The sequence below is a fragment of the Arthrobacter sp. AK01 genome, from assembly GCF_021109375.1.
Lineage (GTDB): Bacteria > Actinomycetota > Actinomycetes > Actinomycetales > Micrococcaceae > Arthrobacter.
The window spans coordinates 33,261-58,703 of the sequence record NZ_JAJOHP010000013.1 but is presented as its reverse complement, the minus strand read 5'-3'; the positions used below and the strand labels follow the sequence as shown (position 1 = coordinate 58,703).

The following is a 25,443-nucleotide window of genomic DNA, read 5'->3' as shown; positions in this document are numbered from 1 at the left end:
AGCACATCCGGCCACGCTACTCGGGCCGGTTGTGCGAATGGCCCCCGTGGACGAACGGCGATGACACACCCTGGTACTTCAGCAGCATCATCATTCCTTCGGCAGCATGATCCAGATTGTGGCAGTGGTCCATCCAGATTCCGGGGTTGTCAGCGTGGAGCAGCAACTCCCACACTTCCCCTGGCAGGACATCCACGGTGTCCAGGACGAGCGGCGAGCCACTGGGCGCAACGCCGTTCCTGCTGAGCACCTGGACATGGTGGCCGTGGGGATGCATCGGATGCGGGTCGGCGGTGCGGTTCACCACCGTCACTTTCACGGTGTCCCCGAGCGCTACGTCCATGGATGGCACCAACGGATAAGCGGCACCGTTGACTGTAAAGGCGTAGCGCGGAATGCCATTAACAAATCGGAATTGCCGGTCCAGGACAATTATCTCTTCGCGGGTGATGGCAGCGCCGTCTGAACCAGCCCTTGTCCCGACCAACGGTTTGCCATATTCCAGCAGGTCCAGCGCAGGGGTGGTGTTGAAGACTCCCGGCGGAGCTTTCCCAGGGACGTCTACCGGAGCCGCCGCCGCGCCGGCCCCGGGGGCACCCGATGGAGCAACCACCACAACGGCGCTGGAAGCAGCATCTGAGCGTAGGGCCACGGCCTTGTCCGGCATGGTGAAAGAGATGTCCACCCGTCCACCGGCCCCGAGGCGTACCACCTTGCCGGACACGTCTTCGGGCTGATTCACCTCGGTTCCGTCCATCGCCACCGCCTTGAAGGTCGTGCCCTCCACAAGGTAGCGCTGCGGCAGGGAATCGGTATTGATGAGGCGCATCCTCACGCTTGTACCTGGCGGGGCCGGGTACACACTGCTGCGGTCTGAGGAGCCCAGCAACCCCAGACCGCTGAGGTCGTGACCGGCCACTACGATGTCCGTTTCAGCACGGGGCAACGTTGGGTCGTGCACGACGAATGTGCCGTAGAGGCCCTTGCGGACCCCCTCGGCCGAATCCTGGTGGGTGTGGTACCAGTAGGTACCCGACTGTGCTGCAGTAAAGCGATAAGTCATGGACTGCCCGGGCATCACGGCGTCCTGGGTTGCTCCGGCCACTCCGTCCATGGCATTGGGGACGTCGTACCCGTGCCAGTGCAGGGTGACACCGGCCGCCACATCGCGGTTCTTGAGTACCACCTCCATCACCTCACCCAGCTGGGCTTCCAAGGCTGGGCCGGGAAGGCTGCCAAACGTCCAAGCCTCGGTGCCCTGGCCGGACGGCAACGTCACCTGTTCCACCCGGGCCGTCAGTTCGTAGTGCCGGACCACGGCATCGGCAGGGGATTCACCCAGCAGGCTGGTTACCGGTGTCGGGTCCGCAACAGCAGCGGCCTCGCCGCCGTCGTGATGTCCGACGGCGGCCGCGATCACCGCGCCGTCGGCGGACCGGCTCCCAAGCCAGGCAAAGACTCCGGAGCCCAAAGCGGTACACGCCATGAGTCCGGCGACTGCGGCAACCGCCGTCGGACGCCTTCCTGACGGGACAGCACCGCGTCCTGTCCGGGCAGCGCGTCCGGGCGTGAACAGCGCCAGTTTGGCCAAGAGCACCGCCAACACCACCATGGACAGGAGCACCGCGATGCTCCACGGAGCCGGGAACGGGCCCAGGATGAACGTCAATGCCAGCGACGCTACGGCCGACGCCGCGGCTGCGACCATGGCCAGTATTGCCCACTCCCTGGACCGTGCCGAATCTCCCGGCCTGCCAGGTTTGAAGCCGGTGTTCCGTCTCCTCAGCAAGAACGGAACACCGGCCATCGCGGCCCAAGCCGCGGGGATGGCGGTCAGAGGCAGGTTGATGGTTGTGCGTTCGCTGGCAAACCACCAACTGCCGGCCACCAAAGCTGGAAGCAGGGCGTAACGCGCCGCCGTCAGCACGACGGCGGCACATACCAACAGCAGCGCCAGGCCGGTTACCCGGGTCGTGGCTGGATTGCGGTCGGCACTGGACGTCGTTGAGGCGACGGCCAACCAGACCGCGGTGATCCATGCGCCGGCCGCGAGGACGGCAAGCACAAGGTCCACCGCGAGCAGCTGCGAGGTGCTCACAGCTGCCGGCAGTCAGGCCGTTGTGGGCGAGGTGGAAGCATCCGAGGACGCGGCCTTGGGAGGCAGCGGCTGCGGGTTGAGGGCTGCCGCCCTGGCGCGGTTAAAGAGCCAGTAGGACATGAAAATCATCAATACGCCGACGATGGGGTGGATCGAGACAACCCATGAGCCTGCCGGTGTGATGAATTCCGGTGAGGAACCAGTCAGCATGCCGCCGATGATGAAGATGAACAATTGGAGCCACGTCAGCAGGAAAATGCCTGCCGCCAGCCAGATTGTCCGGGATCCAACCCGGGCAATGGCAGCGACGATGGCGGCCAGAAGCGCTGAATAGCGGAGGACGTACTGTCCGTTCGCCGCGTGGAAGACGCCCGCTTCACGCTGGGCTTCGATGGTGTTTTGGAAGTGGAAATATCCCGCGAAGAACAACTGCGCGAGTGCTGACAGCAGGACGATCGCGGAGAGGACCAGGAGGGCTTTGCGCATGGGGGAATCCTCTGGTGGAAATTCGCAGATTCTTCTAGGCCTTCAAACCGCCGGCTCCCTGGCTGCGGGCTTCCCCCACCGCCGACGGCTGGCCGCCAGGATGCCTGGACCAAGGGCAACCATTAAGGGCGGAGAGCTTCACTTGGAATCGTAAATTCGCTGGAGATGAATAGCAAGGGTTTATTGCTTCCCAGCCGGCTTTACTGTTCGTGCCCCACGTCCTTGCCCACGTCCTTGGCATCCATGATCCGGTAGGCGTAGCCCTGTTCGGCCAGGAAGCGTTGGCGTTTGGCTGCGAAATCCTGGTCAAGGGTGTCACGGGCCACCAGGGAGTAGAAGCGGGCGGCACGGCCGTCCTGCTTCGGACGCAGGAGCCGTCCCAGCCGCTGGGCCTCTTCCTGGCGTGAGCCGAAGGAGCCGGATACCTGGATGGCTACAGATGCTTCCGGAAGGTCGATGGAGAAGTTGGCCACCTTGGAGACCACCAGCGTGTGGATCTCACCCTTGCGGAAAGCATCGAAGAGCCTCTGGCGGGCTTTGACGGTGGTTTCGCCTTTGATCAGGGGAGCATCCAAGCGCTCGGCGATCTCGTCCAGCTGATCGATGTACTGGCCGATCACCAGTAACTGTTCACCCTTGTGGACCGCAACGAGCTCTTCCACCAGCTTGGTCTTTGTTTCCGAGGTAGCGCAGAGCCGGTACTTGTCCGCGTCGTCGGCCATGGCATAGGCAACGCGTTCGTCCCGGGGCAGGTCCACACGGACTTCCACGCAGTCGGCGGGTGCGATGTAGCCCTGGGCCTCGATGTCCTTCCACGGTGCGTCGTACCGTTTGGGCCCGATCAGGCTGAAGACCTCGCCTTCGCGTCCGTCCTCCCTGACCAGGGTTGCCGTGAGGCCAAGGCGACGCCGGGCTTGCAGGTCGGCGGTCATGCGGAAGATCGGGGCGGGCAGCAGGTGGACTTCGTCGTAGATGATGAGTCCCCAATCGTGGCCGTCCACGAGTTCCAAGTGGGGATACAGGCCTCCACGCTTTGTGGTGAGGACCTGGTAAGTAGCGATGGTCACGGGGCGGACTTCCTTGACTGCTCCGGAGTATTCACCGATCTCGTCCTCGGTCAGGGAAGTGCGCTTGAGGAGCTCGTCCTTCCATTGCCGTGCAGAGACGGTGTTGGTGACCAGGATCAGCGTGGTGGTGGAGGATGTCGCCATCGCTGCCGCACCTACCAGCGTCTTGCCGGCACCACAGGGGAGTACAACGACGCCGCTGCCACCGGCCCAGAAGTTCTCCGTGGCCAGCTTCTGGTAAGGACGCAGCTGCCAGCCGCTTTCGTCCAGCATGATGAGGTGTGGTTGCCCGTCCACGTAGCCGGCCAGGTCCTCCGCCGGCCAGCCCAATTTGAGGAGCAGCTGCTTCAGCTGGCCGCGCTGCGAGGAGTGCACCACCACGGTTTCGCCATCGATCCGCGGACCCAGCAGGGGAGCGATCTTCTTGGCACGGATGACTTCCTCCAGCACGGGGTAGTCATCGGTACGCATCACCAGCCCGTGTTGAGGGTCTTTCTCCAGCCGCAGACGGCCGTAGCGGGACATGGTCTCTTCAATATCGATGAGCAAGGCATGCGGAACCGGGAAGCGGGAGTACTTCAGCAAGGTGTCCAGTACCTGCTCCGCATCCAGCCCGGCAGCCCGGGCATTCCAGAGTCCCAGCGGGGTCAGCCGGTAGCTGTGCATGTGTTCGGGGGCGCGTTCCAACTCTGCGAAGGCCGCAATGGCGTGTCGTGCCTCGGTAGCGAGCTCGTGGTCGACTTCCAGCAGGATGGTCTTGTCACTTTGTACGATCAGCGGACCGTCGGTCACTGTTGAATCCTCACTGCGCTTTTTTGGAACGGCGGTCTTGGGAACGGCGCGGTTTTCATGACCGCAGTTCGCCTGCGGGCTCCACATCGATGATCCGGTGGATGGACAAAACCCGTTCGGTGTCCTTGGCGGGATCGAACACCCTGACTCGTCCACCGGATACGGATACAGGAACAACGGTTTCCGTGTTGGCATTCCCCAGGCTGTCCACCACGTTCATGGTGACCGCCTGTTTGAGCCGGATGGCCGTTTGCAAGGTCTCCAGGCCCAGCTGCGTGGACGCTTCGCCCGCCGCTTCGGACCGCACTCCGCGGTGCTGGCGAAGGACCGACAACTGTGCCTCGACGTCGTCGTCCGGGGGTGCCGTCCGTGGCGCCGTGTACACAGGGCGGGCGCTGCCGGGCACCGCTGTTGTCCGTTTGAAACGCACGACGGCGGGCTCGGCCTCTTGCACGGCGGGCGAAAGTCCCAGCTCGCGCAGAACGCGCGCCGTTTCACGGGGGCTCGCGGACGACGTCAGGACGGTGGGAGCTATGCGCACCAGGCTCAAAGCCGACGTACGGGCCTCATTCAAGAGATCGGTGATGGCCGTTTCGTCATCGCTTTGGATGAAGCTGGCGCTCGTGCCGATCCGGAGGCGTCCATGCCGCGACGCCGTGTCCTGCACGAGGTACGCCAGTGGTTGCGGCACGTCCGTGGCCGAGTGCTCCCGGAGGAACGCCAACAGCGATTCCGCATCCTGTCCGGCGTCGAGCGCCCTGCGGATGGTGGTGGCAGAAAACCGGTAGATCGACGCCGGCCCCTGCCCCTCGGCGTCGGCCATCAACAGGAGCGTCTCGCTCAGCTCCGGCGCAAGGTATCCGGGTGCGACGGCTGTCAGGTCGGCCTGCAGGAGGATGTGGTTCACCGCGGCCGGCAAATGCTCGCCGAGGATGGTCAGTGCGTGTTCGGGCTGGGCCTCGGCAATGGCCGAACCCAATTGGGTCAGGGCACCGGAACCCATCAAGCCAAGGAGCGTGGCTTCCTCGAGGATGCCGCGGACCAGGGAACTGAACCGGCGGGACATTCGCGGCTGGGACCATTCAGCCCGTTGCAGGACGGCCCTGGCATCCAGGACGGGCGCTTTGCCGTCCGGTGCGGCGGCTTCTACGGTGAGTTCGTTCAGGATCTCAAGGACCCGGCGTCGGACGACAGGAGCGTCAGGCCGCTGCGCTTCCGCGGACAGCGCATTGATGGTGGTGCCGGCGGCTCCTTGATGCGCGGCCGACGACGGACCCGTGAGTGGTTGTCCCACCAGTGAAGGTGCACGCTCGCTGGCCAGCCAGGCATTGACCAGCCAGAGCCATTGCTCCTGCCGGGGAAGGTTGAGCCATTCAAGCGACGGTGGCTGCACCCACGTGGAGCTGTCGACGTCCAGGCGCAGCAGCCCGGCCATTGCGCACAGTTCAAGGATGACCGCTGTTTCATGCACGCCCATGCGGACGGATTCGGCCAGTCGCCGCAGTTCGCGCACGCCCACACCGCCGCTCCTGAGGGTGGACAGGGGCTGCTCCCGCACAGCGAACAGCAGCTCGCTGGTCAGTCGCAGGATCTCCGCAATGGCACCCATCGCAGCGTTCCGCCGCAAGGCAGCGCTGGTGTGGCCCAGCTCCGGAACGGGCGGCGAGAGCGTGAAGTCATCCACGATCGCACCCCCACGGAGGGCAAGTCCCACGCTGTGGGGCAGTTCAACATGGCCGGCATCCAGGGGAACAAGCAGGCCGCGGGCCAACAGCCAGTCGATGGGCCCGACGTCGTGGCTTTCGTGGGTGACGGACGCCCGCCGCTGTGCTTGGGGTACTGCGCCCATGGCCCAACTGCCAAACTTGTCCAGCAGGCCCACGGTCCGCTCCGGTGCCGTCGCCAGGATCGCGCGCAGGTTATCCGGTGTGGAGGTCCAACGCTGGAGCGCGAGGGCTGCATCCATGGGAGTGCTGGCAGGGTGGATGCCAGCGCCGCTTTGCTGGAGTTCGGCCACCAATTGCACCACGCGCTGGGCAAAGGCGGGCTGCAGACGGACCAGTTCCGTATAACTCCTGCCCAAACCTGCCGGATAGATTCCGATGACGTCCTTGAGGCTGCCTACTGGAAGGTAGAAGCGCTGGCGGGACGAGGTGGCAGGCGAACCGGCCGGCGGATCGGCACGGTGGATGAGGGCCAGCTCCTGCAGTTTGGCAAGGATGGGGTCCAGCGCCGACAGGGTGGAGCCGGCAATGACCTTCTTGAGTCCTGCTGCGGAAATGCTGTGCCCGGTATCGGCGTTGGTACACAGGTGCAGTGTCTCCAAGACCTGCATTTCGGGCTTGTTCAGGCGTTCCAAGGCCCGCTGAACACTGACACGGGCACTCGCCCTCGCAGCCAAGGCGGCAAAGTCCGGCGCCATGGGGGAGATCAGGTCCGGTCGCGCAGCAAACAAGGCCCGCAGCGAATTGTCGCTGCGCGCTTCCAGTTCCTTGCTGAGCGCGCGTATAAGGGACATCAATCCAACGTTACCGCCCCGCGGCCGCTGGTGCCTGCCGGCAGCTCACCTGGTTACTGACGGCGGCGCTGGCGAACCGCGTCCAATACCAGGACCACCGCCAGCATGAAGGCCACGGGCAAGCCATAAAGGGCTGTGTAGGTGACCCAAACCGGTGCCGCACCACCGTTGTAGGCGATCGCCATGACGGCCCCGACGGCGGCCAGGGAGGCTACCGCGATCACGGCGGCGATGATCATGAGGGGGCGGCGGTAACCCTGGGAAGTCATGCCCCCAACGCTAGCAGCAGCACCGGAACAGGATGCATTACGGCTGCCTCGATGCTGTTCGGGTACGGCTGCTGTCCTCCCTGATCGCGGCAAAGCGGGAATAGCGGGCCAGGCAGGATAACCTTGAAGGAACAGACCAACACGGACCGGGCTGTCACCCTCGATCCCGCAGAACCCTGCGGATGCGGTGTTTGGCCCGACGTGTCTCCCAAAAGCAAGAACGAAGAAGGTTGATTACGTGCCTACCGGCAAGGTCAAGTGGTATGACAAGGAAAAAGGCTTCGGATTCCTCGCGGCTGAAGACGGCCAGGAAGTATTCCTGCCCAAGACGTCCCTGCCCGCGGGCGTAACGGAGCTCAAGGCCGGAACCCGCGTGGAGTTCGGCGTGGCCGATGGCCGCCGCGGCGCGCAGGCGCTGGGGCTGCGTGTCCTGGAAAAGACCCCGTCCATCGCCAAGGCCAAGCGCATGAACGCCCGGGACCTCGCGCCAATGGTGCAGGACCTGGTGACGGTACTGGACAACCTCTCGGGTTCTTTGTCGTCCGGCAAGTACCCTGACGGCAACAAGGCAAAAGCCATCAGCATGGCGCTGCGCAAGGTTGCCGACGAGCTGGAAGCCTAGGACCGGCCATGACATCGGAATCCGCACAGGATACAAAGGCCGGAAGGAACGCCGAGGCAAGCCCTGCGGCCGGTCCTGACGCTGCCCAGGCTCCTGGCAACGGGGAAGCCCCCGCGCGGAAGCCCGTTGCGGACAAGTCACGGGCCGGCTTGCCCGTGTGGCGCACCGGGAAGCCGGACGCGTTCCTTGCTGCCGCCGTCGACACTGCGCGCGAGGCCGTGGAGGGCATTGCCAATCCCGGTGAGGTCGGGCCGCACCTCGGTGCCAAATCGGAGGGCGACCGCGTTGTCACCCACCTGTTTGAGTCCAGGCTTGCCGGATATGGCGGTTGGCAGTGGTATGCCGTGGTGACCCGCAATTCACGATCCAAGATCGTGACCGTGAGCGAACTGGGCCTGCTGCCCTCAGAGGATTCCATCCTGGCCCCTGAATGGGTGCCATGGGCCAAGCGTGTCCGTCCCGAGGATGAGACGCCCTTGGTGGAGGAAACCGTGGAGGACGTCACGGAGGAGTCCGTTCAAGCGGACGAAGACGAGGCCACGGAACCGGCTGACGCGGACGCCGATTCCGACGAACCCGGCGCAGGCAGTGAAGATGACGACGACGAAACCGGTGCCGAATAAGCGTTGCGGTAATCCCGGGGTGAACGGAGCTGAAGGTGGACACTGATGTCCACCTTCAGCTGTTTAACCACTGGATGCGCCTTGGACACCGAACTGCGCCTTGGACACCGAACTGCGCCTTAAACAGCGGCGGCGCCGTCCGGACTTACCGAACGACGCCGACCACAGCCGGTGTTGCTACTTCTTCAGTTCGCCCACTACGTAGTCGATGCTGGCGAGCAGTGCGGAAACGTCGTCCGGTTCGATGGCGACGAACGTGGCAATGCGCAGCTGGTTGCGGCCGAGCTTGCGGTAAGGCTCGGTGTCCACCACGCCGTTGGCGCGCAGGACCTTGGCGATGGCTGCGGCATCAATGGAATCGTCGAAGTCGATCGTGGCGATGACATTGGAGCGGTCTTCGGGGTTGGTGACAAACGGCGTCGCGTAGTCCGAAGCCTCTGCCCACGAGTAGATGCGGTTGGCCGAGTCCGCAGTGCGCTTGCTGGCGAAGTCCAGGCCGCCGTTGCTGTTGAGCCACTGCACCTGGGCGTCCAGCGTCACCAGGGTGGACAACGACGGTGTGTTGTACGTCTGGTTCAGCTTGGAGTTGTCGATGGCCGTCTGAAGGTCCAGGAAGTCCGGGATCCAGCGGCCGCTGGCCTTGACCCGCGCGGCGCGTTCCAGGGCGGCGGGGGAGAAGAGGCCCAGCCACAGTCCACCATCGGAGGCGAAGTTCTTCTGCGGGGCGAAGTAGTAGACATCCGACTCGGCAACGTCAACGTCGAGGCCGCCGGCAGCCGAGGTGGCATCCACCAGGACGAGGGAGCCTTCGTCGGCCCCCTGCACGCGCTTTACGGGAGCAGCTACACCCGTGGAGGTCTCGTTCTGGGGCCAGGCATAGACGTCGACGCCCGTTTCGGCCTGTGCCACCGGGCGGGTGCCGGGCTCGGATTTAATGATGGACGATGCATCAAGGAACGGTGCCTTGTTGGTAGCGGCGGCAAACTTCGATCCGAATTCGCCGAAGGAAAGGTGCTGGGCCTTCTTCTCCACCAGTCCGAAGGCAGCGACGTCCCAGAATGCCGTGGAGCCGCCAACGCCGAGGACAACCTCATAGCCCTCGGGTGCGCGGAAGAACTGGCTGAGCCCTTCCCGGACGGACCCCACCAGGTTTTTCACCGGTGCCTGGCGGTGTGACGTGCCGAGGATGGTGGACGACGCGGCAGACAGGGCCTCGATCTGCTCCGGGCGGACCTTGGACGGTCCTGCGCCGAAGCGTCCGTCCTTGGGCAGCAGATCGGCGGGAATGGTGATGCTGTTGTCGCTCACGTGTGGCTCCAATGGGTATCGGCTAGAGATGGGTCGTGGCAGGTGGCATCAACTGCCCCTTCGACACCCCAATTCTGCCTGACGTGGCCCGGGGGCAGGAACCTGTGGCCGTCATAGTCCGCCACGTGGAATATGGACGAACCATATGCGACCGGAATTATCCAGAGTAATTCCAAATAAGCTAGGCTGGGGGTTGGCGTTCATGGGGCGGCGGTGCACACCGTCCGCACCGGCAAGGGACGCGGTACGGTGGAGATTACGCAAGGAACTGCGTTCGAGGAGAGCTGAGCTGGATGACGGATCTGATCGATACCACTGAGATGTATCTTCGGACCATTTTGGAGCTTGAGGAAGAAAACATCGTGGCGTTGCGGGCCCGCATCGCCGAGCGCCTGCGGCACTCCGGACCTACGGTTTCCCAGACCATCGGACGCATGGAGCGCGACGGCCTGGTGGTTGTGTCCAACGACCGCCACCTGGAACTTACCGAGGTTGGACGGAAGCGTGCCACAGAGGTCATGCGCAAGCACCGCCTTGCCGAGCGGCTCCTGGCGGACGTTATCGGCCTGGACTGGGCCTACGTCCATGATGAAGCGTGCCGGTGGGAGCATGTGATGAGCGAGCGGGTGGAGCGCCGGTTGTACGAGCTCCTGGAACACCCCACCGAATCCCCGTATGGCAACCCCATCCCCGGACTTGAAGCGCTTGGCGGCCTTGCGAGCCAGCCCTTGTCCCGGATTGACGTCAACCTCCTGCAGGCTATGGACGGCTATGCCACAGATTCCCGGGTGGCGGTAACCCGCCTCGCGGAGCCCATCCAGGTGGAACCTGAACTCCTCACGCAGCTGGACGAAGGTGGAATCCGTCCAGGCGCAACAGTCTCGCTGGCGCGCGTCGGCGAGTACATCTCCGTCCGGGTTCCCGGCATCGAGGGCGCGCTGGAGCTTCCGCCGGAAGTTGCGGCACACGTCTTCGTATCCGTCAGCTGAGGGCTGGCCTGTACCCAACCCGTGTCATATCTCACTTTCGCGGCTTTGGCGCGCGTGTGACCTGCGGTTTTTCAGGATTGATGATAAGGGCCTGCCGCGCCACGTGCGTTTCTGTTGATAACGAATTTATTACTGCGGGGCTTAATCCCCTATAGTTATCTACTAGCGCTGATACCAAAGCGTTACCTGTTCCGGAGCCGAGCTCTGCCAGCGGAACAGGTGTGTCATCCACCACTGGCAGAGGCGGGGGAACCACAAGCGGCTGTCTAAAGAAGCAGCCTTGGGGTGAAGTCCGCAGCAGAAGTGCCCACTGACGCAAGTCCTTCCTTGGATACCTGTGTGCCGTGAGCGCCTCGTGCGGACCGGGTCTTTGAACTCTCTGACCCGAATCCGACAGCTAACTTCGCAGGCTTTTTAGAGAGGAACAGAGTTTGACAACGCAGAACGTCAGGGGCCGCCGCCGCGCGTCCGGCCCCGCTGCTGAGCTGCGGCCAGCCCGCGTCGTATCGGAGATCCGGCCACGCGACACCGAGCGCCAGGTGCGTCGCCGTAAGAGCCCGTTGCGCCAGGTAGCCGACTTTGCCGCAGCCAGTGGCGTCGGGCAGAAGGCCGGAGTTGCGCTTGCCGCCACCGGACTCGCCCTGACTGTCGGTCTGCCGGCCACGAGCCCCGTCATGGCCACCTCGGAATCAGGCCAAACCGAGTCGGCCCTTGCCGTCACCGGTGGCAGCCAGCCCGAGGTTTCCGCAGCCGCATCCGCCAAGATCGACTTCAGCCGCGCTGCCGTTGCCACTGCAGCCGACCCCGACGGAAAGCTGAAGCAACTGCTCAGTGCGCAGTCCGCGGGCAGCATCCAGCGGGCCTCGTCGGCGGGCACCATGGCCAGCCCCTTGGACACGCTGACCACAGCTTCCCCGTTTGGCTACCGCGTCAGCCCCCTCACGGGCGGCGCCGGCGACTTCCACCGCGGCCAGGACTTCGTGGCTCAGTGCGGCACCGCCGTACATGCGGCAGCCAGCGGCAAGGTCACCTTTGCTGGATGGCACGAGTACGGCGGAGGCAACCGCGTGGTGGTAGACCACGGGAATGGCCTCGAAACCACGTACAACCACCTGTCATCCTTCACCGTCAAGGTGGGCCAGACGGTCAGCCGCGGCGATACGGTCGCACTGAGCGGCACCACAGGCGCTTCCACCGGCTGCCACCTCCACTTTGAGGTCCAGGTCAATGGTGAAGTTGTCGACCCCATGGGCTGGCTCTAAGGCCAGTTGATGGTTGTCTCTCGCATTCGTGACACACCCCGTGACCTGAATGTGACATTCGCGTTCAACTGTTGTACCGTACAAAGCGCATCGGCTTTTTAGGGGGCCGGTGCACTTGAGTGGATTGCCTAGCTCTGCCACCACTCGAGGTCCGTTCGCATAAATCGTCTGGCAGGGGCGGGGGAACCACTTCTGGTCTTCGAAAGAAGGCCTTGGGGTTAAGTCGCAAAGCTTCCTTGAAGCAGCGCGGCCGGATGACTCCCATCCGAATCCGACAGCTCACCTCGCAGGCATTGGGAGAGGCTACCTACGTGTCATCACGCACTACCCCTGCGCGCCACCGCGCCGAATCGGTTCGTACGAACCCCTTGAACACGCTTTCCAAGGCTGTTTCATCGAATGCCGGTACCGTTGGCCGCCAGGCCGTCGTTCTGGCAGCAGCATCAGGCCTCGTCCTCAGCGTCGGCTTGCCGGCACAGGCAGCTGACACCGACGTTTCCAAGTCGGAAGCCTCCAGCACCCAGCAGATGGTTGCCACCGCCGTCGTCACCGCGGAGCCCACAGCTACCGTTTCCTTTGAAAGCCCCGTTGTGGCCACCAAGGAAGCCCCCAAGATCCAGCGCGCTTCGCAGACCACCCAGCGGGCCACTGCAAACGGCACGCAGGACGCAGCAGGTGCTGTCACCGCCAAGTCGTCCGAAGCCAAGGACGCTGCTTCCAGCGCCGCGGCCTCCGGCCTCGCTGCCATCGCCTACACCGGCATTGGCCACCCGTACGTTTGGGGCGGCACAACGCCCAACGGATGGGACTGCTCCGGCTTCACCCAGTGGGTCTACGCACAGGCTGGCATCAGCATCCCGCGCGTCAACGCCTGGACGGCCATGAAGCCCACCAGTACTCCGGCCCCCGGTGACCTGGTCATGCAGAACGGCGGAGCCCACGTAGGCATCTACGTTGGCAACGGCATGATGATCAGCGCTTTGAACCCGGGCCAGGGCACGCTCCTGCACTCGGCTGCCTCCACCGGCACGTCCTCCTTCTTCACCCTCCGCTAGAAACAATCCGGTTCGAGGTTCGCCAGCATGCCCCCCAAGTGCTGGCGCGCCGATTAGCCGCGTGTACCCCAACTGCATGCGGATATGAAAAGAGAAAACCATGACCAGTGCAAACAAAGTTGCACGGCATCGCGCTGAGGCCCCCAAGACCAGCTCGCTTGCCGTCATCGCCAAGGCCGTCAGCGACAACGCCGGTGGCGTTGGCCGCCAGGCAGCAGTCATTGCCGCAGCTTCAGGCCTGGTCCTGACCGGTAGTGTTGCTGCCAACGCTGCCGAGACCAAGGTGGACCGCGAGTCCACCTCGACGTCCACCCTTGACGTCCAGTCGGTAGTTCAGGCGACCATCGCTGCGGACTCCACGGTTGCCATCTCCTACGAGCGCCCCGTGGTCACCACGGTGGAAGCTCCGGCTCCGGTAGTGAAGAAGGCTCCGGCCAAGGTTGAAACCAAGGCGGCCACGGAGAGCACAGCAACGTCCGGCAACGCTACGGTCGCCGTCAACACTGCGGCTCCGGCGGCAAAGGCTCCGGCAGCTGCCAGCGGCCTTGGTGCAGCAATCGCTGCTGCCGCCTACGCACAGCTTGGCGTCACCCAGGACTGCACCATGTTGGTGACCAACTCCCTGGCCGCCGTTGGCATCAACTTCCACGACTGGCCCGCTGGTTACCTGTCCCTGGGCCGCACGGTCAGTGCAGCAGAAGCGCAGCCCGGCGACCTCGCCTACTACGCCAACGGTGGTTTGGCTGGACAGGCCCACATCGCCGTCTACGTTGGCAACGGCATGGCAGTCCATGGTGGATGGAACGGATCCACCACGGCACTGTTCAGCGTCAACGTCGGCTCCGGCCCGGTTTTCATCCGCGTCAACGGCTGATCCCACATCATCATGAACACCCCGCAGGCTCCGGCCGGCGGGGTGTTCTGCTTTAACCGCGCATGAACTCTTGCCGACACCGCAGGCGAAACGGCAGAAAGATTCGTGGATACGGCATATAAGTGCTTACCCTTATGTTGTCGATCCACAGCCCGTACAAGCAGAGGGCAGCCGGCCCTCGTGCCCCTGACGGGTGCGGCCGTGAAGAGGTACGTGCATGCGCACACTCGTTCTGAATGCTGGATATGAACCGCTGGCGGTAATAACATTCCGCCGGGCGCTGGTCCTTGTGCTCACTGGGAAAGCTAGCGTTGTGGCCGAAGGCGACGAGCCTGTCGTCGGGCCACAGGAGATTCTCGGACGACCATCCGTGATCCTCCTCAACCGCTACATCCGTCCCCGGTACAACAGGATTACTGCCGTGAGTCGCCGCGGGGTCCTTCGCCGCGACGGTCACCACTGCGCCTACTGCGGGAAAACAGCCCACACCATAGACCACGTCCACCCCAAGTCCAGGGGCGGCGCGGATTCCTGGGAAAACCTGGTTGCGGCGTGCTTGAAATGCAACAACGCCAAGAGCGACCACACGCTGGCCGAAATGGGTTGGAAACTCCGTTTCAAGCCCGGCGTGCCCCAGGGAACCATGTGGCAGATCAAAGAACTCGAGAAACCTGCGCCGGACTGGGACCCGTTCCTGTTGCCGGAATCCGCTGCCTGATCGATTTCTGCTGACCTCCGGACGTCCGGGTAATCTGGGCGGATGGAGTTCAACGCCGTGATTTTGGCGGGAGGCAGGGCCACCCGCCTCGGAGGCGTGCCCAAGCCGTCGCTGACGTACGACGGCGCGTCGCTCCTTTCGCATGCCCTGCAGGCAGTCCGGGGTGCCGCAGCCGTGGTAGTCGTAGGGCCCGATGCTTCAGGATCCGGCGGTGTGCTGCTAGCGGACAATGTGCTGAGGGCGCGGGAGGAACCGGCGTACGCGGGTCCGGCCGCTGCGATTGCAGCGGGCTTGGCCGCGTTGAAGAACCACGGCATGGGCGCTCCGTGGACGCTTGTCCTGGCTTGCGATATGCCGCATGCCTCCCGTGGCGTTGCACTCCTGTGGGAAGCACTTGCCTCACAGCCCGGGGTGGAGGGGGCCATGGCGGTCTCCGCGGACGGCCGGAAGCAACCGCTGCTGGGCGCCTACAGCACCGCAGCCATGGAACGGGAGGTAGGCGTAGCTTCGCAAGGTTCCGGGTTAACGAACTCTTCAGTGTTCCGGCTGCTTGCTAGGCTGAATGTGCTGGACGTTGCCGTCCCCGCAGGCTCTACGGATGACGTGGACACGTGGGAGGACGCAGCGGCCTTGGGCATTGACTACGAGTTGGAGGCGCACGTGAAGAGCCAGGAAGAGACGCTCGAGGAATGGTGCCGCACATTGCTGCAGGCGTTTGAGCTTGAAGGCGTTGAAGTGGACGTTAACGAGGTCCTGGCAGTGGCTGGCGTTGCTGCGCATTCAGTGGTGCGCCCCGCCGCACCCTTGACCACGTTCATCGCCGGATACGCCGCCGGCATGGCCCGCGGCATTGGCCAGGCCAGCGACGACGCGTCCATGAACGCTGCCTTGGACCTGGCCCGCAAAGTTGCCCAAGAGTACTCGGAGTCCGGGGCTGGCGCCGAATGACCCAGGCCCCCAACGAGGGCCATCACGCGGCACACACGTGGCATGAGGCTCGGCAGCGCGCGTTCGATGGCGCTGCTCCCATCCCGCCAGGCCCGGTCCCGCTGGGGTCTGCCCTTGGCCGCACCTTGGCATCGGATGCCCTGGCAGTGCAGGACATGCCCCACTATGCTTCTTCCGCCATGGATGGCTGGGCCGTCAATGGTAGCGGCCCGTGGATACTCAGTGAGCCGGGCCAGAGGCTTGCGCCTCACCAAGCCAGTCCCATTGTTACCGGTGGGCTGATACCTCCCGGGGCCAAGGCCGTGCTGCGCAGCGAGAGTGGCGTCATCACTACGGACGACGACGGCCTTCCGGTCCTTGCGTTGGGCGGCACCGCCAAACCGGGGGAGCCGCGCAACGGCCAACACATCCGCAGGGCTGCAGAAGAGGCAGCCGAGGGTGATGTCCTGCTCAAAGCCGGGACAGTGCTCAACCCGGCGCACATCGCGCTGGCAGCGTTGGCAGGCCTGGATCACGTGGAAGTCATGGGCAAACCACTGGTCAGGTTCCTTTTGACGGGTTCGGAGGTGGTGGCCCAAGGTATCCCGCGGCCTGGACAGGTCCGGGACACCTTCGGCCCGCAACTCGGCGCCGTGGTGGAACTCCTGGGCGGTATCGCCGGGGAGCAACTCAGGGTGGGCGACAGTTATGGGGAGTGGCTCGCCGCACTTCAGGACACCGAGCCGTCCCCCGAGGAACTCAGCGCAGACGAACCGTACGCAGAAACTGAACCGCCTGCCGACGTCGTCATTACGACCGGCGGGACAGGGCGTTCGGGGACTGACCACTTCAGGCGGGCGGTGGCAGAACTTGGTGGCCGGTTGCTGATCGACGGTATTGCCATGCGGCCTGGACATCCGGCCGTGTTGGCGGAGTTGCCCGATGGCCGGTTCGTCCTGGGTCTGCCTGGAAATCCGCTTGCCGCGATGATGGCCTTGTTTACCCTGGGGGCGCCCTTGCTGGCTGCGTTGGGCCACGGAAGCCTCCAGGAAGTGGGCGAAGTTCCTTGTGGAGCGATGATCGACGCGGAGCCCGGACGGACCCGCCTGATGCCTTTCAAACTGGTGTATGGCTTGGCGTCGCCGGCACAGCATGCTGGCCCGGGAATGATGCGTGGCCTGGCCGGTGCGGACGGGGTCATGGTGGTACCGCCGCACGGAGTCCAACTGGGCGAGCTGGTCCCGGCCTTTGCCTTGCCGTGGGGCAAACCGTTGCCCGCGCCGAAGACACCTGAAGACAAGCCCCGCAAGGCGCCGCCGCGGAGCCAAAAGAAGACCCCGCCAGGTCCGGTGGACTGGAGTGCCCTAGACGCATGAGGGCCGGGGCCAGCCTCCTGGTCGGTGCCCACAAAGTGCAATGATGGACTCATGAACAGGCATGCTCCCGAACAGGACATCAACGAAGATGACCTGCAGATCCATCCGCCCAAACAAGCTGCGGCAGGCCTTAAAGCCGTCACCGTTGCCCTTGAACGGGGATACGCCCAGGCCGGGGTGGCCCGCACGGTCCGGTCCATGCTCAGGGTCAACCAGCATGATGGCTTTGACTGCCCCGGGTGTGCATGGCCGGAATCCATAACCGGAAGGCGCAGTCCCGCTGAATTTTGCGAGAACGGGGCCAAGGCGATCGCCGAGGAAAGCACCACCCGGACCGTCGGTGCCGAATTCTGGGCGAAACATTCCCTGGCCGACCTTGAGGATAAGACGGAGTACTGGCTGGGGAGCCAGGGAAGATTGTCGGAACCCGTGGTCATCAAACCGGGCGACACTCACTATTCGCCCATCAGCTGGACCGAGGCATTCGCCCTGATCGGCGAGCACGTCAACGCCACCACGCCGGACAAGTGCGTCTTCTACACCTCCGGCAGGACGGCCAATGAGACGGCCTTCATGTATCAACTGTTTGCACGAAGCCTCGGCACCAATAACCTGCCGGACTGCTCCAACATGTGCCATGAATCCTCCGGGAGCGCGCTCAACCCAACCATCGGCATCGGCAAGGGCACTGTTTCCCTGGAGGACATCCACCACGCTGAGCTGGTACTGGTAGTAGGCCAGAACCCGGGAACCAACCATCCCCGCATGTTGTCCGCCCTCCGCGACTGCAAGAACAACGGCGGAAAGATTGTAGCCGTCAACCCGCTCCCCGAGGCCGGCCTCCTGAACTTCAAGGATCCGCAATCCCTCAACGGCGTCATCGGCGGCGGCACCACCATCGCGGATGAGTTCCTGCAGATCAAGGTCGGTGGCGACCTCGCGCTGTTCCAGGCGCTGGGCCACTTGCTCCTGGAGGAAGAGAAGCGAAACCCGGGCACCGTCGTCGACCATTCCTTCATTGAGCAGCAGACCGAAGGGTTCGCGGCCTACAGGGAAGCGCGTTCGGTGCTGGACTGGGACGAAACAGAACGGGCAACAGGGCTGACCAGGGAAGAAATCACCAAGGCTGCCGGCATGATGGCCGCGTCCAAGGCGACCATTATTTGCTGGGCCCTTGGACTGACCCAGCAGCCGCACTCGGTGGATACCCTGCGGGAAATCATCAACCTCCTGCTGCTCCAGGGAAACTTCGGCAAGCGCGGGGCCGGTGCGTGCCCCGTCCGTGGACACTCGAACGTCCAGGGTGACCGGACCATGGGCATTTGGGAGAAACCCAAGGAACCGTTCCTGGCCGCGTTGGACGCCGAATTCGGCTTCCACATGCCGCGCGACCACGGCTATGACTCCGTGGAAACCCAGCACGCCTTGGAAAAGGGAGACGTGGAGGTCTTCGTGTCCATGGGCGGAAACTTCGCAGCCGCGGGATCGGACACGGCGGCCCTGGAACAGGGGCTGAGGAACGCCGGGCTCACCGTCCACATTTCCACCAAGCCCAACCGCGCCCACGTGGTGCACGGCAAGACATCCCTGATCCTTCCCACGCTGGGGCGGACGGACACGGATGACAAACACCCCAAGGGAAAGCAGTTCCTGTCGGTGGAAGACTCCATGTCCGTCATCCATAAAACGCAGGGCCGGCTGGAGCCGGTCTCGGATCACCTGCTGAGCGAGCCGGTGATCGTGGCCCGCATGGCACAGGCGACACTGGGTGAGAACCACAGCGTCGACTGGCGGGCCATGGCAGAGGATTACGACGTGATCCGCGACCACATTGCCAGGGTCATTCCGGGCTTTGAGGACTTCAACGCCAGAGTCCGGACCAAGAACGGTTTTGTCCTTCCCAACCCGCCCAGGGATACCCGCACCTTCGCCACGGACATCGGCAAGGGGCGGTTCTCGGTGCGGCCACTTGAGTACCTGGAAGCCCCTGCCGGTCACTTGATCCTGCAGACGGTCCGCAGCCACGATCAGTACAACACCACCTTCTACGGCTTGGATGACCGGTACAGGGGCGTTTCCGATGGACGCCGGGTCATCCTGGTGCACCCCGGAGACATCGAGGATTTGGGATTCAAGGACCGTGACCTGGTGGATGTCATTTCCACGTTCGCAGGGACGGAACGGCGTGCCAACAAGTTCAGGCTCATCGGGTACCCCACGGCCAAGGGGTGTGCCGCAGCGTACTTCCCCGAAGCCAACGCATTGGTGCACCGCGAGCTGGTGGCCCGGGAATCCAACACCCCTGGCTACAAGGCCATGACCGTGCGTTTCGTCAAGAATGAAGAGAACGGATCCTGACATGGGACGAGTGACGCAGCGCCGCAAGGTGCACAAGTTTGTCCTGGACGGCTCGCCACAGGCACTGGAGCATCCCGTCCGCTTCAAGGAGGACGTGCTGGCAGTGGAGGAGCCCCTGGAAATCCGGTTGGGGGACATGTCCTTCTCCGTCACCATGCGCACCCCCGGGGACGACTTCGACCTCGTGGCGGGATTCCTTGTCTCGGAAGGCATCGTGTGGGAACCTTCGCAGCTGATCTCCGAACGGTTCTGCGCGGGGGAGAACGAAGACGGTGTGCAGACCTTCAACGTGGTGGACGCCCAGCTCAGGCCTGACGTGGTGAAACCTGACACCGGGCGCAACGTCTACACGTCCAGCTCGTGCGGGATTTGCGGCACTGATTCCATCGACGCCGTCCGCAAGTCCTCCCATCACAGTCCCAAGGAAGACGACGTCACCATCCCGGTCAGGGCGCTTGCAGCCCTGCCGGACCGCCTCCGGGAGGCGCAGGCGGTCTTCGACAAGACCGGCGGCGTCCATGCTGCCGGCCTCTTCAGGATCCACGACGACGGCACCACCGAGCTGCTGTGCCTCCGCGAAGATGTGGGTAGGCACAACGCGGTGGACAAAGTGGTGGGCTGGGCCTTGCGTGCAGGAATGCTGCCGTTGAGGGGCACAGTGCTCCAGGTATCCGGCAGGGCATCCTTTGAACTCGTCCAGAAAGCTGCCATGGCCGGCATTCCTGTTCTGGCCGCCGTCAGTGCGCCGTCCAGCCTCGCGGCGGATCTGGCGGAGGAAACCGGAATTACGCTGGCGGGGTTCAGCCGCGGACACAGTCTGAACGTCTACGCCGGACGGGACAGGATCGTCGGGGAAACAGTCGAATCGGAGCGGCAGGTCGTCGGGGGATAGCAGGCAATCACTTGGCTATTAAGCTGGAACAACGTAGATTTTATCCATCGATTGGAAGCGCGGCGACCCCAGAATCGCCGCCCGTGCCCGGCACATCCGGGGCGGGGCTGCCAACCTTGTTATTCAGCTGAAGCCCAAAGGGGAATTAATTGCACGACGACCGCCGGATCACTGAACAGCGTCTTGACCGATTTGTTCGGGAACGCATTCTTCCGGCCATTTACGGCAGGGCCATACCGCTGCAGCTCAGCAGCTGGGATGCTCCGGGTGAGCCCGTGCCGGCTGCGGAGGCCATCCGCCAGCTCTTCACGCCCCAGGAACACGGCGCCCCCTGGGGAAAGGCCTGGAGCACCAAGTGGCTGCACCTTCAGGGCGAAGTTCCGCAGGACTGGGGCATGGCCGAGTCCACGTCGGTGGAAATCATCGTGGACCTCGGCTTCAACAGCGACGCCCCCGGATTCCAGTGCGAAGGCACTGCCTGGCGTGCCGATGGCAGCATCATCAAAGCGATTTCCCCCCGGAACTTCCACGTCCCGCTCAAACTTCTGGGTGGTGGACTGTCCGTCGACTTCTATGTGGAGGCCGCCGCCAACCCGGACGTTGCGCAAGGCTGGTCCTTTGCACCCACACCGTTAGGGGATAAGGCCACCTCCGGCGACGATCCCCGGTACCGCCTGGGCCGCATCGCCATGGCAGAGCTGAACGAAACGGTCTGGGAACTGAACCAGGACATCTGGACGCTCAGCGGCCTCATGCATGAACTCCCTACTGAGCTTCCCCGCCGCCATGAAATCCTGCGGGCGCTGGAACGGATGCTGGACGTTATGGACCCGGACGATGTCGCCGGGACCGCGGCGGCAGGTCGCGAGGAGTTGAAAGCGGTCCTGGACCGTCCCGCGTATGCATCCGCGCACCAGCTCCTGGCCACCGGCCATGCGCACATCGACTCGGCTTGGCTGTGGCCGGTCCGTGAAACCATCCGTAAGTGTGCCCGGACGTTCTCCAACGTGGTGGCCCTCATGGACGAGGATCCGGATTTTGTGTTCTCCTGTTCCTCGGCCCAGCAGATGGCGTGGATCAAGGAGTACTTCCCGGAGCTCTTTGTCCGGATCCGGGAGAAGGTCAAAGCCGGTCAGTTCATTCCCGTAGGCGGCATGTGGGTGGAATCGGACACCAACATGCCCGGCGGCGAGGCGATGGCCCGCCAGTTCGTGGAGGGCAAGAGCTTCTTCCTGAAGGAGTTCGACGTCGAGTGCCAGGAAGCCTGGCTGCCTGACTCCTTCGGCTACTCCGGCGCCATCCCGCAAATCGTCAAGGAAGCCGGTTCCCGTTGGTTCCTGACACAGAAGATTTCCTGGAACAAGGTCAACCGGATGCCGCACCACACCTTCACGTGGGAAGGCATCGACGGAACCCGGTTGTTTACGCACTTCCCGCCGGTCGACTCGTACAACGCTGAACTGCACGGCCGCGAACTGGCCCACGCGGAGCGCAATTACCGGGACCACGGCCGCGGGACCATGTCCTTGGTGCCTTTCGGTTATGGCGACGGCGGTGGCGGCCCCACGCGCGAAATGGTGGCTGCTGCGCACCGCACGGCAGACCTGGAAGGTTCGCCGAAGGTCCGCATGGGCACCGCCAAGGACTTTTTCACGCAAGCTGAAGCCGAGTACGCCAACCTGCCGGTCTGGGTGGGTGAAATGTACTTGGAAATGCACCGCGGCACCTATACCAGCCAGGCCAAGACCAAGCGTGGCAACCGCCGCAGCGAGCACCTTCTGCGGGAGGCCGAGCTGTGGTGCTCCACGGCTGCCGTCCGACTCGGTGCGGACTATGCATATCCCCGGGACGAGTTGAAGCGGCTCTGGCGGCTTGTTCTCCTGCAGCAGTTCCACGACATCCTGCCGGGCAGTTCCATTGCCTGGGTGCACCAGGACGCCGAGCGCAACTATGAGGCCATTTCCCGTGACCTCGAGGCCATCATCAGCGAGGCCGCGCAGGCCCTGGTGGGGGACGGCGACACAAGCTACCTGCTCAATGCGGCTCCGCATCGCCGCGACGGCGTGGCCGCCCTGGGTATCGGTGAAGGCGCCGGATCCGGCGCAGGCGTCCAGGTGGACCAGTCCGGAGAGAGCTTCATCCTGGACAACGGCGTCATCCGTGCAGTCCTGGACGGGAACGGCCTGCTCACGTCATTGGTGGATCACGCCAGCGGCCGTGACGCGATCGCCCCGGGACAAACCGGCAACCTGTTGGAGCTCTTCCGCGACACCCCTAATGAGTGGGATGCGTGGGATATCGAGGAGTTCTACCGTCGGAACGTCACCCAACTGACCCAAGCGGACACCATCGACCTTGAACGCACGCCAGCAGGCGCCGTCGTGGTGGTCCAGCGCAAGGTGGGCGCCTCCACCATCACCCAGCGCGTGACGCTCGACGCCGGCGCCAAGTCATTGGGCATCGCCACCACCGTGGACTGGCAGGAACGCGAAAAGATGCTGAAGATCGCCTTCCCGCTGGATGTGAGGGCGGATCGCTCGGCGTCGGAAACGCAGTTTGGCCACGTCTTCCGGCCCACCCATACCAACACCTCCTGGGAAGCGGCGAAGTTCGAGATTTGCGCCCACCGCTGGATCCACGTGGCCGAGCCCGGCTATGGAGTCGCGGTGAGCAACTCGTCGAGCTACGGGCACGATGTCACCAGGGCGGTTCGCCCCGACGGCGGAACCACGACGACGGTCAGGACCTCCCTGCTGAGGTCCGCCCGGTTCCCGGACCCGGAAGCAGACCGGGGAGAGCACACCCTGGAACTGTCCATCAGGCCAGGGGCAGCGATTGCCGACGCCGTGGAAGAGGGGTACCGGACCAACCTGAAGCCGAGGTTCGTCACCGGCGGGCATGCTGTGGAGCCGCTGGTCTCGGTGTCCAACCCCGCCGTGGTGGTGGAAGCCGTGAAGCTGGCCGAGGACGGTTCAGGCGATGTCATCGTCCGGTTGTACGAATCGCTGGGTGAGCGCTCAGCTGCCACTGTCAGGCCCGGTTTTGAGGCTGTTGGAGCGACGGCCACGGACCTGCTGGAGCGTGTGGCAGTGGCTCCAGGAGTGACCGCGGGGGAGGACTCGGAAGTCCACCTGGTGCTTCGTCCGTTCCAACTGGTGACACTGCGCTTCACGCGCTGACGGGTACCCCCGGCGTCAGATGCCGCCGGGGGTTACTCGACCAGACGGGGGGCTATTCGACCAGTTCGACGTCCACTGCGTCTTTCAGGATTTGAACGCGCAAGGGGATCACCGCGTCGTAGCTCTTGAGTTCGGCCGCGATCTTCTTGGAGAACACTTCCTCCACCAGGACAGGCATGTCCTTCACTCCCGACAGGTAGCGCTTGGCTGCGAAGTCAAACTCTGACCTGTTGTTCTTGATGCGGGTGTTAAGTGCCTTGGCTTCGTCGGCAATTTTCAGCAATTCCTCATCAGAGGCGTTGCGTGCGGTCGCTTCATCCGTCTTCTGGACCAACTGGTCCTTGAGCCGGACAAACTCGTTGTAAGTCTCTTCAGACTTTGCCGTGATCCCGGCGTTCGATTCGAGCTGTCCTACCCGGTTGTCAAAGGTACGGGCAAATTCGACGTAGGCCACGTTCTTGGATTGCTTGAGTTGGCCGGCTGCTTCGCGGCAAGGGGCCGCGGCCTGGCTCAGCAAGGTTTGGCGCTCCCGAAGGTTGGCGGCCTTGGAACCGACAAACAGGCCGTTGCAGCCTGCACCGTCGGCCCTGAAGAGGCCTTCAAACTGTGGGTATGACTCCACCAGGCCTTCCATATGGTCGATGTAGCCTTCATACGAGTCTTCGAGTTGCCCGATGGCGACGCCGATTCCATCTTCACGGGACTCGTGGGCGGACTGTACTTTCTGCAGTGCGGACCGGGCCTCATCTGCAGCTTTCTGGAACTCGTCCCGTTCCTTGCGGGAGTTCGTCCCGGCCTCTTCCTGTGAGGCGGGGGCGTTCCGCGCTTTCTTGTAGGCAGCGAGGTATTCATTGGCTGCCGGCTGAAGCTTGGCCCGGGAATCCACCAGCGCGGTGAGCTGGCCATCCTTCAGCTGCTGCAGGCTTTCCTTGCGCTGCTGTCCGGATACTTGGGTCATGGTCACAACAGCCGCCGCGGCAATCACCAACAGGACAACAACGCTGGAGATCAGGATGAGGGCCAGTTTGGGCTTTTTGGGCGCCGGTTGCCCTGCGGGGTCCGGTTGCTGCGGGAGGTCCGGTTGACTTGTGGGTCCGGGTTCAATCGTCATGGCTATTCCCCGTCCTTGCCTGCAGCATCAAACTGGTCCGTGCGCTTCTTGAGGGCACTTTCAAACTCTTTGTTGGAGTCATTGGCGTTATTGATGAGCTGGGTGTATTGCTCCTTCGCGGAGCTTTCATACTTTGTTTCGGCGGTTTTGAGTGCGTCGTTGATATCCAGCATCGCCAGGCCAGCCAGCATCCGTTTGGCCAGGCGCTCGAAGTCGTCCTTGCCATCCAGGGCTTCCTGTTGTTTGTCCCGCTGTCCGCGGATGATGCCCTCAACCGAGGTCAGGAGTTCGGTTGTCCCGGCGTCGGTGTTCTCCTTGGCTGAGGCTATGGCCGTCAGGCAGGACTCCGCAGCCTTGACGTAATCTGCGGAGTACGTCTCGCTGCCAACATTCAAGGACGAATGCAGGGGAGCGCAGGGACCACCAATGGATTGGGTTATGTTCGCCGTGTTGACCACCAGTTGATCGTTGTAGGCGATCACGGCTCCGTAGTGCTCTTTGAACCGGTTGTAGGCGTCGCGGATTTCCTGTTCCTGCACTGCCGGTGATGACCCCATCCGTTCCAAACGGTCCCGGTTTATCCCTGACTCGCGTTTCAAGCGGTCACCATCCTGGTTGAGGACCGTGTCCTTGGCCTCTTGCCCGGCGGTTTCGGACATCACATTCGTCAGCCGGACCGAGAACTGGGTGACCAGCGGATCGTAGAGGTTCATTGAGTTGTCCAGTATGAGGCGTTCCTTGTCCAAACGGACCACATCTGCGCGCTGGACGCCTGCCGGGCGGGAGAGGGCAAACCACGTGCCGAGTCCTCCAGCCAGGACAGCGATGACAACCACTGCGACGATGATGATAGTACGCCGGGACTTTCTGCGGCCTGGTTGGGCTGCTGCATCCAAAGTCTCTTCCCCCATTTTCTTGA

At 63.7% G+C, this 25,443-nt stretch carries 20 protein-coding genes and 2 riboswitches; of the genes, 12 read left to right on the top strand and 8 right to left on the bottom strand.

The window, feature by feature from the left end:
* Positions 1-16 precede the first annotated feature (16 nt).
* The 5 genes from LN996_RS06490 to LN996_RS06470 form a co-directional block, all read right to left on the bottom strand.
* A complete protein-coding gene (locus tag LN996_RS06490) occupies positions 17-2,098 on the bottom strand; it encodes a multicopper oxidase family protein (RefSeq protein WP_231339613.1) in 2,082 nt (693 codons plus the stop codon).
* A gap of 12 nt (positions 2,099-2,110) precedes the next feature.
* The gene (locus tag LN996_RS06485) at positions 2,111-2,584 is read right to left on the bottom strand and encodes a hypothetical protein (RefSeq protein ID WP_231339612.1); all 474 of its coding nucleotides are present in this window, start codon (positions 2,582-2,584) and stop codon (positions 2,111-2,113) included.
* Positions 2,585-2,784: 200 nt separating this feature from the next.
* Positions 2,785-4,443 (bottom strand): DNA repair helicase XPB, encoded by a 1,659-nt coding sequence (locus tag LN996_RS06480; protein ID WP_231339611.1) that lies wholly within the window; start codon positions 4,441-4,443, stop codon positions 2,785-2,787.
* A 55-nt stretch (positions 4,444-4,498) separates the two neighbouring features.
* Positions 4,499-6,961 carry a helicase-associated domain-containing protein gene (locus tag LN996_RS06475; RefSeq protein ID WP_231339610.1) on the bottom strand — a complete coding sequence of 821 codons (2,463 nt, stop codon included), beginning with the start codon at positions 6,959-6,961 and terminating at the stop codon, positions 4,499-4,501.
* 53 nt (positions 6,962-7,014) lie between these two features.
* Positions 7,015-7,230, bottom strand: a complete 216-nt coding sequence (locus tag LN996_RS06470; RefSeq protein WP_231339609.1) for a hypothetical protein — start codon at positions 7,228-7,230, stop codon at positions 7,015-7,017.
* Between the two features lie 238 nt (positions 7,231-7,468).
* On the opposite strand from LN996_RS06470, the gene LN996_RS06465 reads away from it, so the two are divergent.
* Both LN996_RS06465 and LN996_RS06460 read left to right on the top strand, forming a co-directional pair.
* On the top strand, positions 7,469-7,852 hold the full coding sequence (locus LN996_RS06465; protein ID WP_011773749.1) for a cold-shock protein: 384 nt from the start codon (positions 7,469-7,471) through the stop codon (positions 7,850-7,852).
* Positions 7,853-7,860: 8 nt separating this feature from the next.
* A complete protein-coding gene (locus LN996_RS06460; RefSeq protein WP_231339608.1) occupies positions 7,861-8,475 on the top strand; it encodes a DUF3027 domain-containing protein in 615 nt (204 codons plus the stop codon).
* Positions 8,476-8,652: 177 nt separating this feature from the next.
* On the opposite strand, the gene serC is transcribed toward LN996_RS06460, so the two are convergent.
* A complete protein-coding gene (gene serC / locus LN996_RS06455; RefSeq protein WP_231339607.1) occupies positions 8,653-9,783 on the bottom strand; it encodes a phosphoserine transaminase in 1,131 nt (376 codons plus the stop codon).
* 293 nt (positions 9,784-10,076) lie between these two features.
* On the opposite strand from serC, the gene LN996_RS06450 reads away from it, so the two are divergent.
* From LN996_RS06450 to LN996_RS06405, 10 genes are all read left to right on the top strand, one after another.
* Positions 10,077-10,772 carry a metal-dependent transcriptional regulator gene (locus tag LN996_RS06450; RefSeq protein ID WP_231339606.1) on the top strand — a complete coding sequence of 232 codons (696 nt, stop codon included), beginning with the start codon at positions 10,077-10,079 and terminating at the stop codon, positions 10,770-10,772.
* Positions 10,773-10,957: 185 nt separating this feature from the next.
* A riboswitch (cyclic di-AMP (ydaO/yuaA leader) is annotated at positions 10,958-11,199 on the top strand.
* Between the two features lie 4 nt (positions 11,200-11,203).
* On the top strand, positions 11,204-12,034 hold the full coding sequence (locus LN996_RS06445) for a M23 family metallopeptidase (RefSeq protein WP_231339605.1): 831 nt from the start codon (positions 11,204-11,206) through the stop codon (positions 12,032-12,034).
* 125 nt (positions 12,035-12,159) lie between these two features.
* A riboswitch (cyclic di-AMP (ydaO/yuaA leader) is annotated at positions 12,160-12,341 on the top strand.
* A 4-nt stretch (positions 12,342-12,345) separates the two neighbouring features.
* Positions 12,346-13,089, top strand: coding sequence for a C40 family peptidase (locus tag LN996_RS06440; protein WP_268825373.1), 744 nt, complete (start codon positions 12,346-12,348; stop codon positions 13,087-13,089).
* 100 nt (positions 13,090-13,189) lie between these two features.
* Positions 13,190-13,963 carry an NlpC/P60 family protein gene (locus LN996_RS06435; protein WP_231339604.1) on the top strand — a complete coding sequence of 258 codons (774 nt, stop codon included), beginning with the start codon at positions 13,190-13,192 and terminating at the stop codon, positions 13,961-13,963.
* 217 nt (positions 13,964-14,180) lie between these two features.
* Positions 14,181-14,681, top strand: a complete 501-nt coding sequence (locus LN996_RS06430) for an HNH endonuclease (RefSeq protein ID WP_159703451.1) — start codon at positions 14,181-14,183, stop codon at positions 14,679-14,681.
* Positions 14,682-14,723: 42 nt separating this feature from the next.
* Entirely contained in the window at positions 14,724-15,629 is a 906-nt protein-coding gene (locus LN996_RS06425) for an NTP transferase domain-containing protein (RefSeq protein ID WP_231339603.1), read from the top strand.
* Positions 15,626-16,984 (top strand): molybdopterin molybdotransferase MoeA, encoded by a 1,359-nt coding sequence (locus LN996_RS06420; protein ID WP_231339602.1) that lies wholly within the window; start codon positions 15,626-15,628, stop codon positions 16,982-16,984. The genes LN996_RS06425 and LN996_RS06420 overlap by 4 nt, the downstream gene beginning before the upstream one ends.
* A 51-nt stretch (positions 16,985-17,035) precedes the next feature.
* Complete coding sequence (locus LN996_RS06415) at positions 17,036-19,342, top strand: FdhF/YdeP family oxidoreductase (RefSeq protein WP_231339601.1); 2,307 nt, start codon at positions 17,036-17,038, stop codon at positions 19,340-19,342.
* Between the two features lies 1 nt (position 19,343).
* Positions 19,344-20,234: a formate dehydrogenase accessory sulfurtransferase FdhD gene (gene fdhD / locus LN996_RS06410; RefSeq protein ID WP_231339600.1), complete on the top strand. Its 891-nt coding sequence runs from the start codon at positions 19,344-19,346 to the stop codon at positions 20,232-20,234.
* A gap of 149 nt (positions 20,235-20,383) precedes the next feature.
* Entirely contained in the window at positions 20,384-23,413 is a 3,030-nt protein-coding gene (locus LN996_RS06405) for a glycoside hydrolase family 38 C-terminal domain-containing protein (RefSeq protein ID WP_231339599.1), read from the top strand.
* Positions 23,414-23,465: 52 nt separating this feature from the next.
* Here the strand turns inward: LN996_RS06405 and LN996_RS06400 are convergent, their stop codons facing one another.
* On the bottom strand, positions 23,466-24,524 hold the full coding sequence (locus LN996_RS06400; RefSeq protein ID WP_231339598.1) for a hypothetical protein: 1,059 nt from the start codon (positions 24,522-24,524) through the stop codon (positions 23,466-23,468).
* Between the two features lie 2 nt (positions 24,525-24,526).
* Positions 24,527-25,435: a hypothetical protein gene (locus LN996_RS06395; protein ID WP_231339597.1), complete on the bottom strand. Its 909-nt coding sequence runs from the start codon at positions 25,433-25,435 to the stop codon at positions 24,527-24,529.
* Positions 25,436-25,443: the final 8 nt, after the last annotated feature.

What these genes read in the sequence shown, in the direction of transcription:
- LN996_RS06395 (WP_231339597.1), bottom strand. Translation starts at nt 25,435, where the DNA reads ATGGGGGAAGAGACTTTGGATGCAGCAGCCCAACCAGGCCGCAGAAAG.
- LN996_RS06435 (WP_231339604.1), top strand. Translation starts at nt 13,190, where the DNA reads ATGACCAGTGCAAACAAAGTTGCACGGCATCGCGCTGAGGCCCCCAAG.
- fdhD (WP_231339600.1), top strand. Translation starts at nt 19,344, where the DNA reads ATGGGACGAGTGACGCAGCGCCGCAAGGTGCACAAGTTTGTCCTGGAC.
- LN996_RS06470 (WP_231339609.1), bottom strand. Translation starts at nt 7,230, where the DNA reads ATGACTTCCCAGGGTTACCGCCGCCCCCTCATGATCATCGCCGCCGTG.
- LN996_RS06400 (WP_231339598.1), bottom strand. Translation starts at nt 24,524, where the DNA reads ATGACGATTGAACCCGGACCCACAAGTCAACCGGACCTCCCGCAGCAA.
- LN996_RS06425 (WP_231339603.1), top strand. Translation starts at nt 14,724, where the DNA reads ATGGAGTTCAACGCCGTGATTTTGGCGGGAGGCAGGGCCACCCGCCTC.
- LN996_RS06430 (WP_159703451.1), top strand. Translation starts at nt 14,181, where the DNA reads ATGCGCACACTCGTTCTGAATGCTGGATATGAACCGCTGGCGGTAATA.
- LN996_RS06420 (WP_231339602.1), top strand. Translation starts at nt 15,626, where the DNA reads ATGACCCAGGCCCCCAACGAGGGCCATCACGCGGCACACACGTGGCAT.
- LN996_RS06415 (WP_231339601.1), top strand. Translation starts at nt 17,036, where the DNA reads ATGAACAGGCATGCTCCCGAACAGGACATCAACGAAGATGACCTGCAG.
- LN996_RS06460 (WP_231339608.1), top strand. Translation starts at nt 7,861, where the DNA reads ATGACATCGGAATCCGCACAGGATACAAAGGCCGGAAGGAACGCCGAG.
- LN996_RS06475 (WP_231339610.1), bottom strand. Translation starts at nt 6,961, where the DNA reads ATGTCCCTTATACGCGCGCTCAGCAAGGAACTGGAAGCGCGCAGCGAC.
- LN996_RS06450 (WP_231339606.1), top strand. Translation starts at nt 10,077, where the DNA reads ATGACGGATCTGATCGATACCACTGAGATGTATCTTCGGACCATTTTG.
- LN996_RS06485 (WP_231339612.1), bottom strand. Translation starts at nt 2,584, where the DNA reads ATGCGCAAAGCCCTCCTGGTCCTCTCCGCGATCGTCCTGCTGTCAGCA.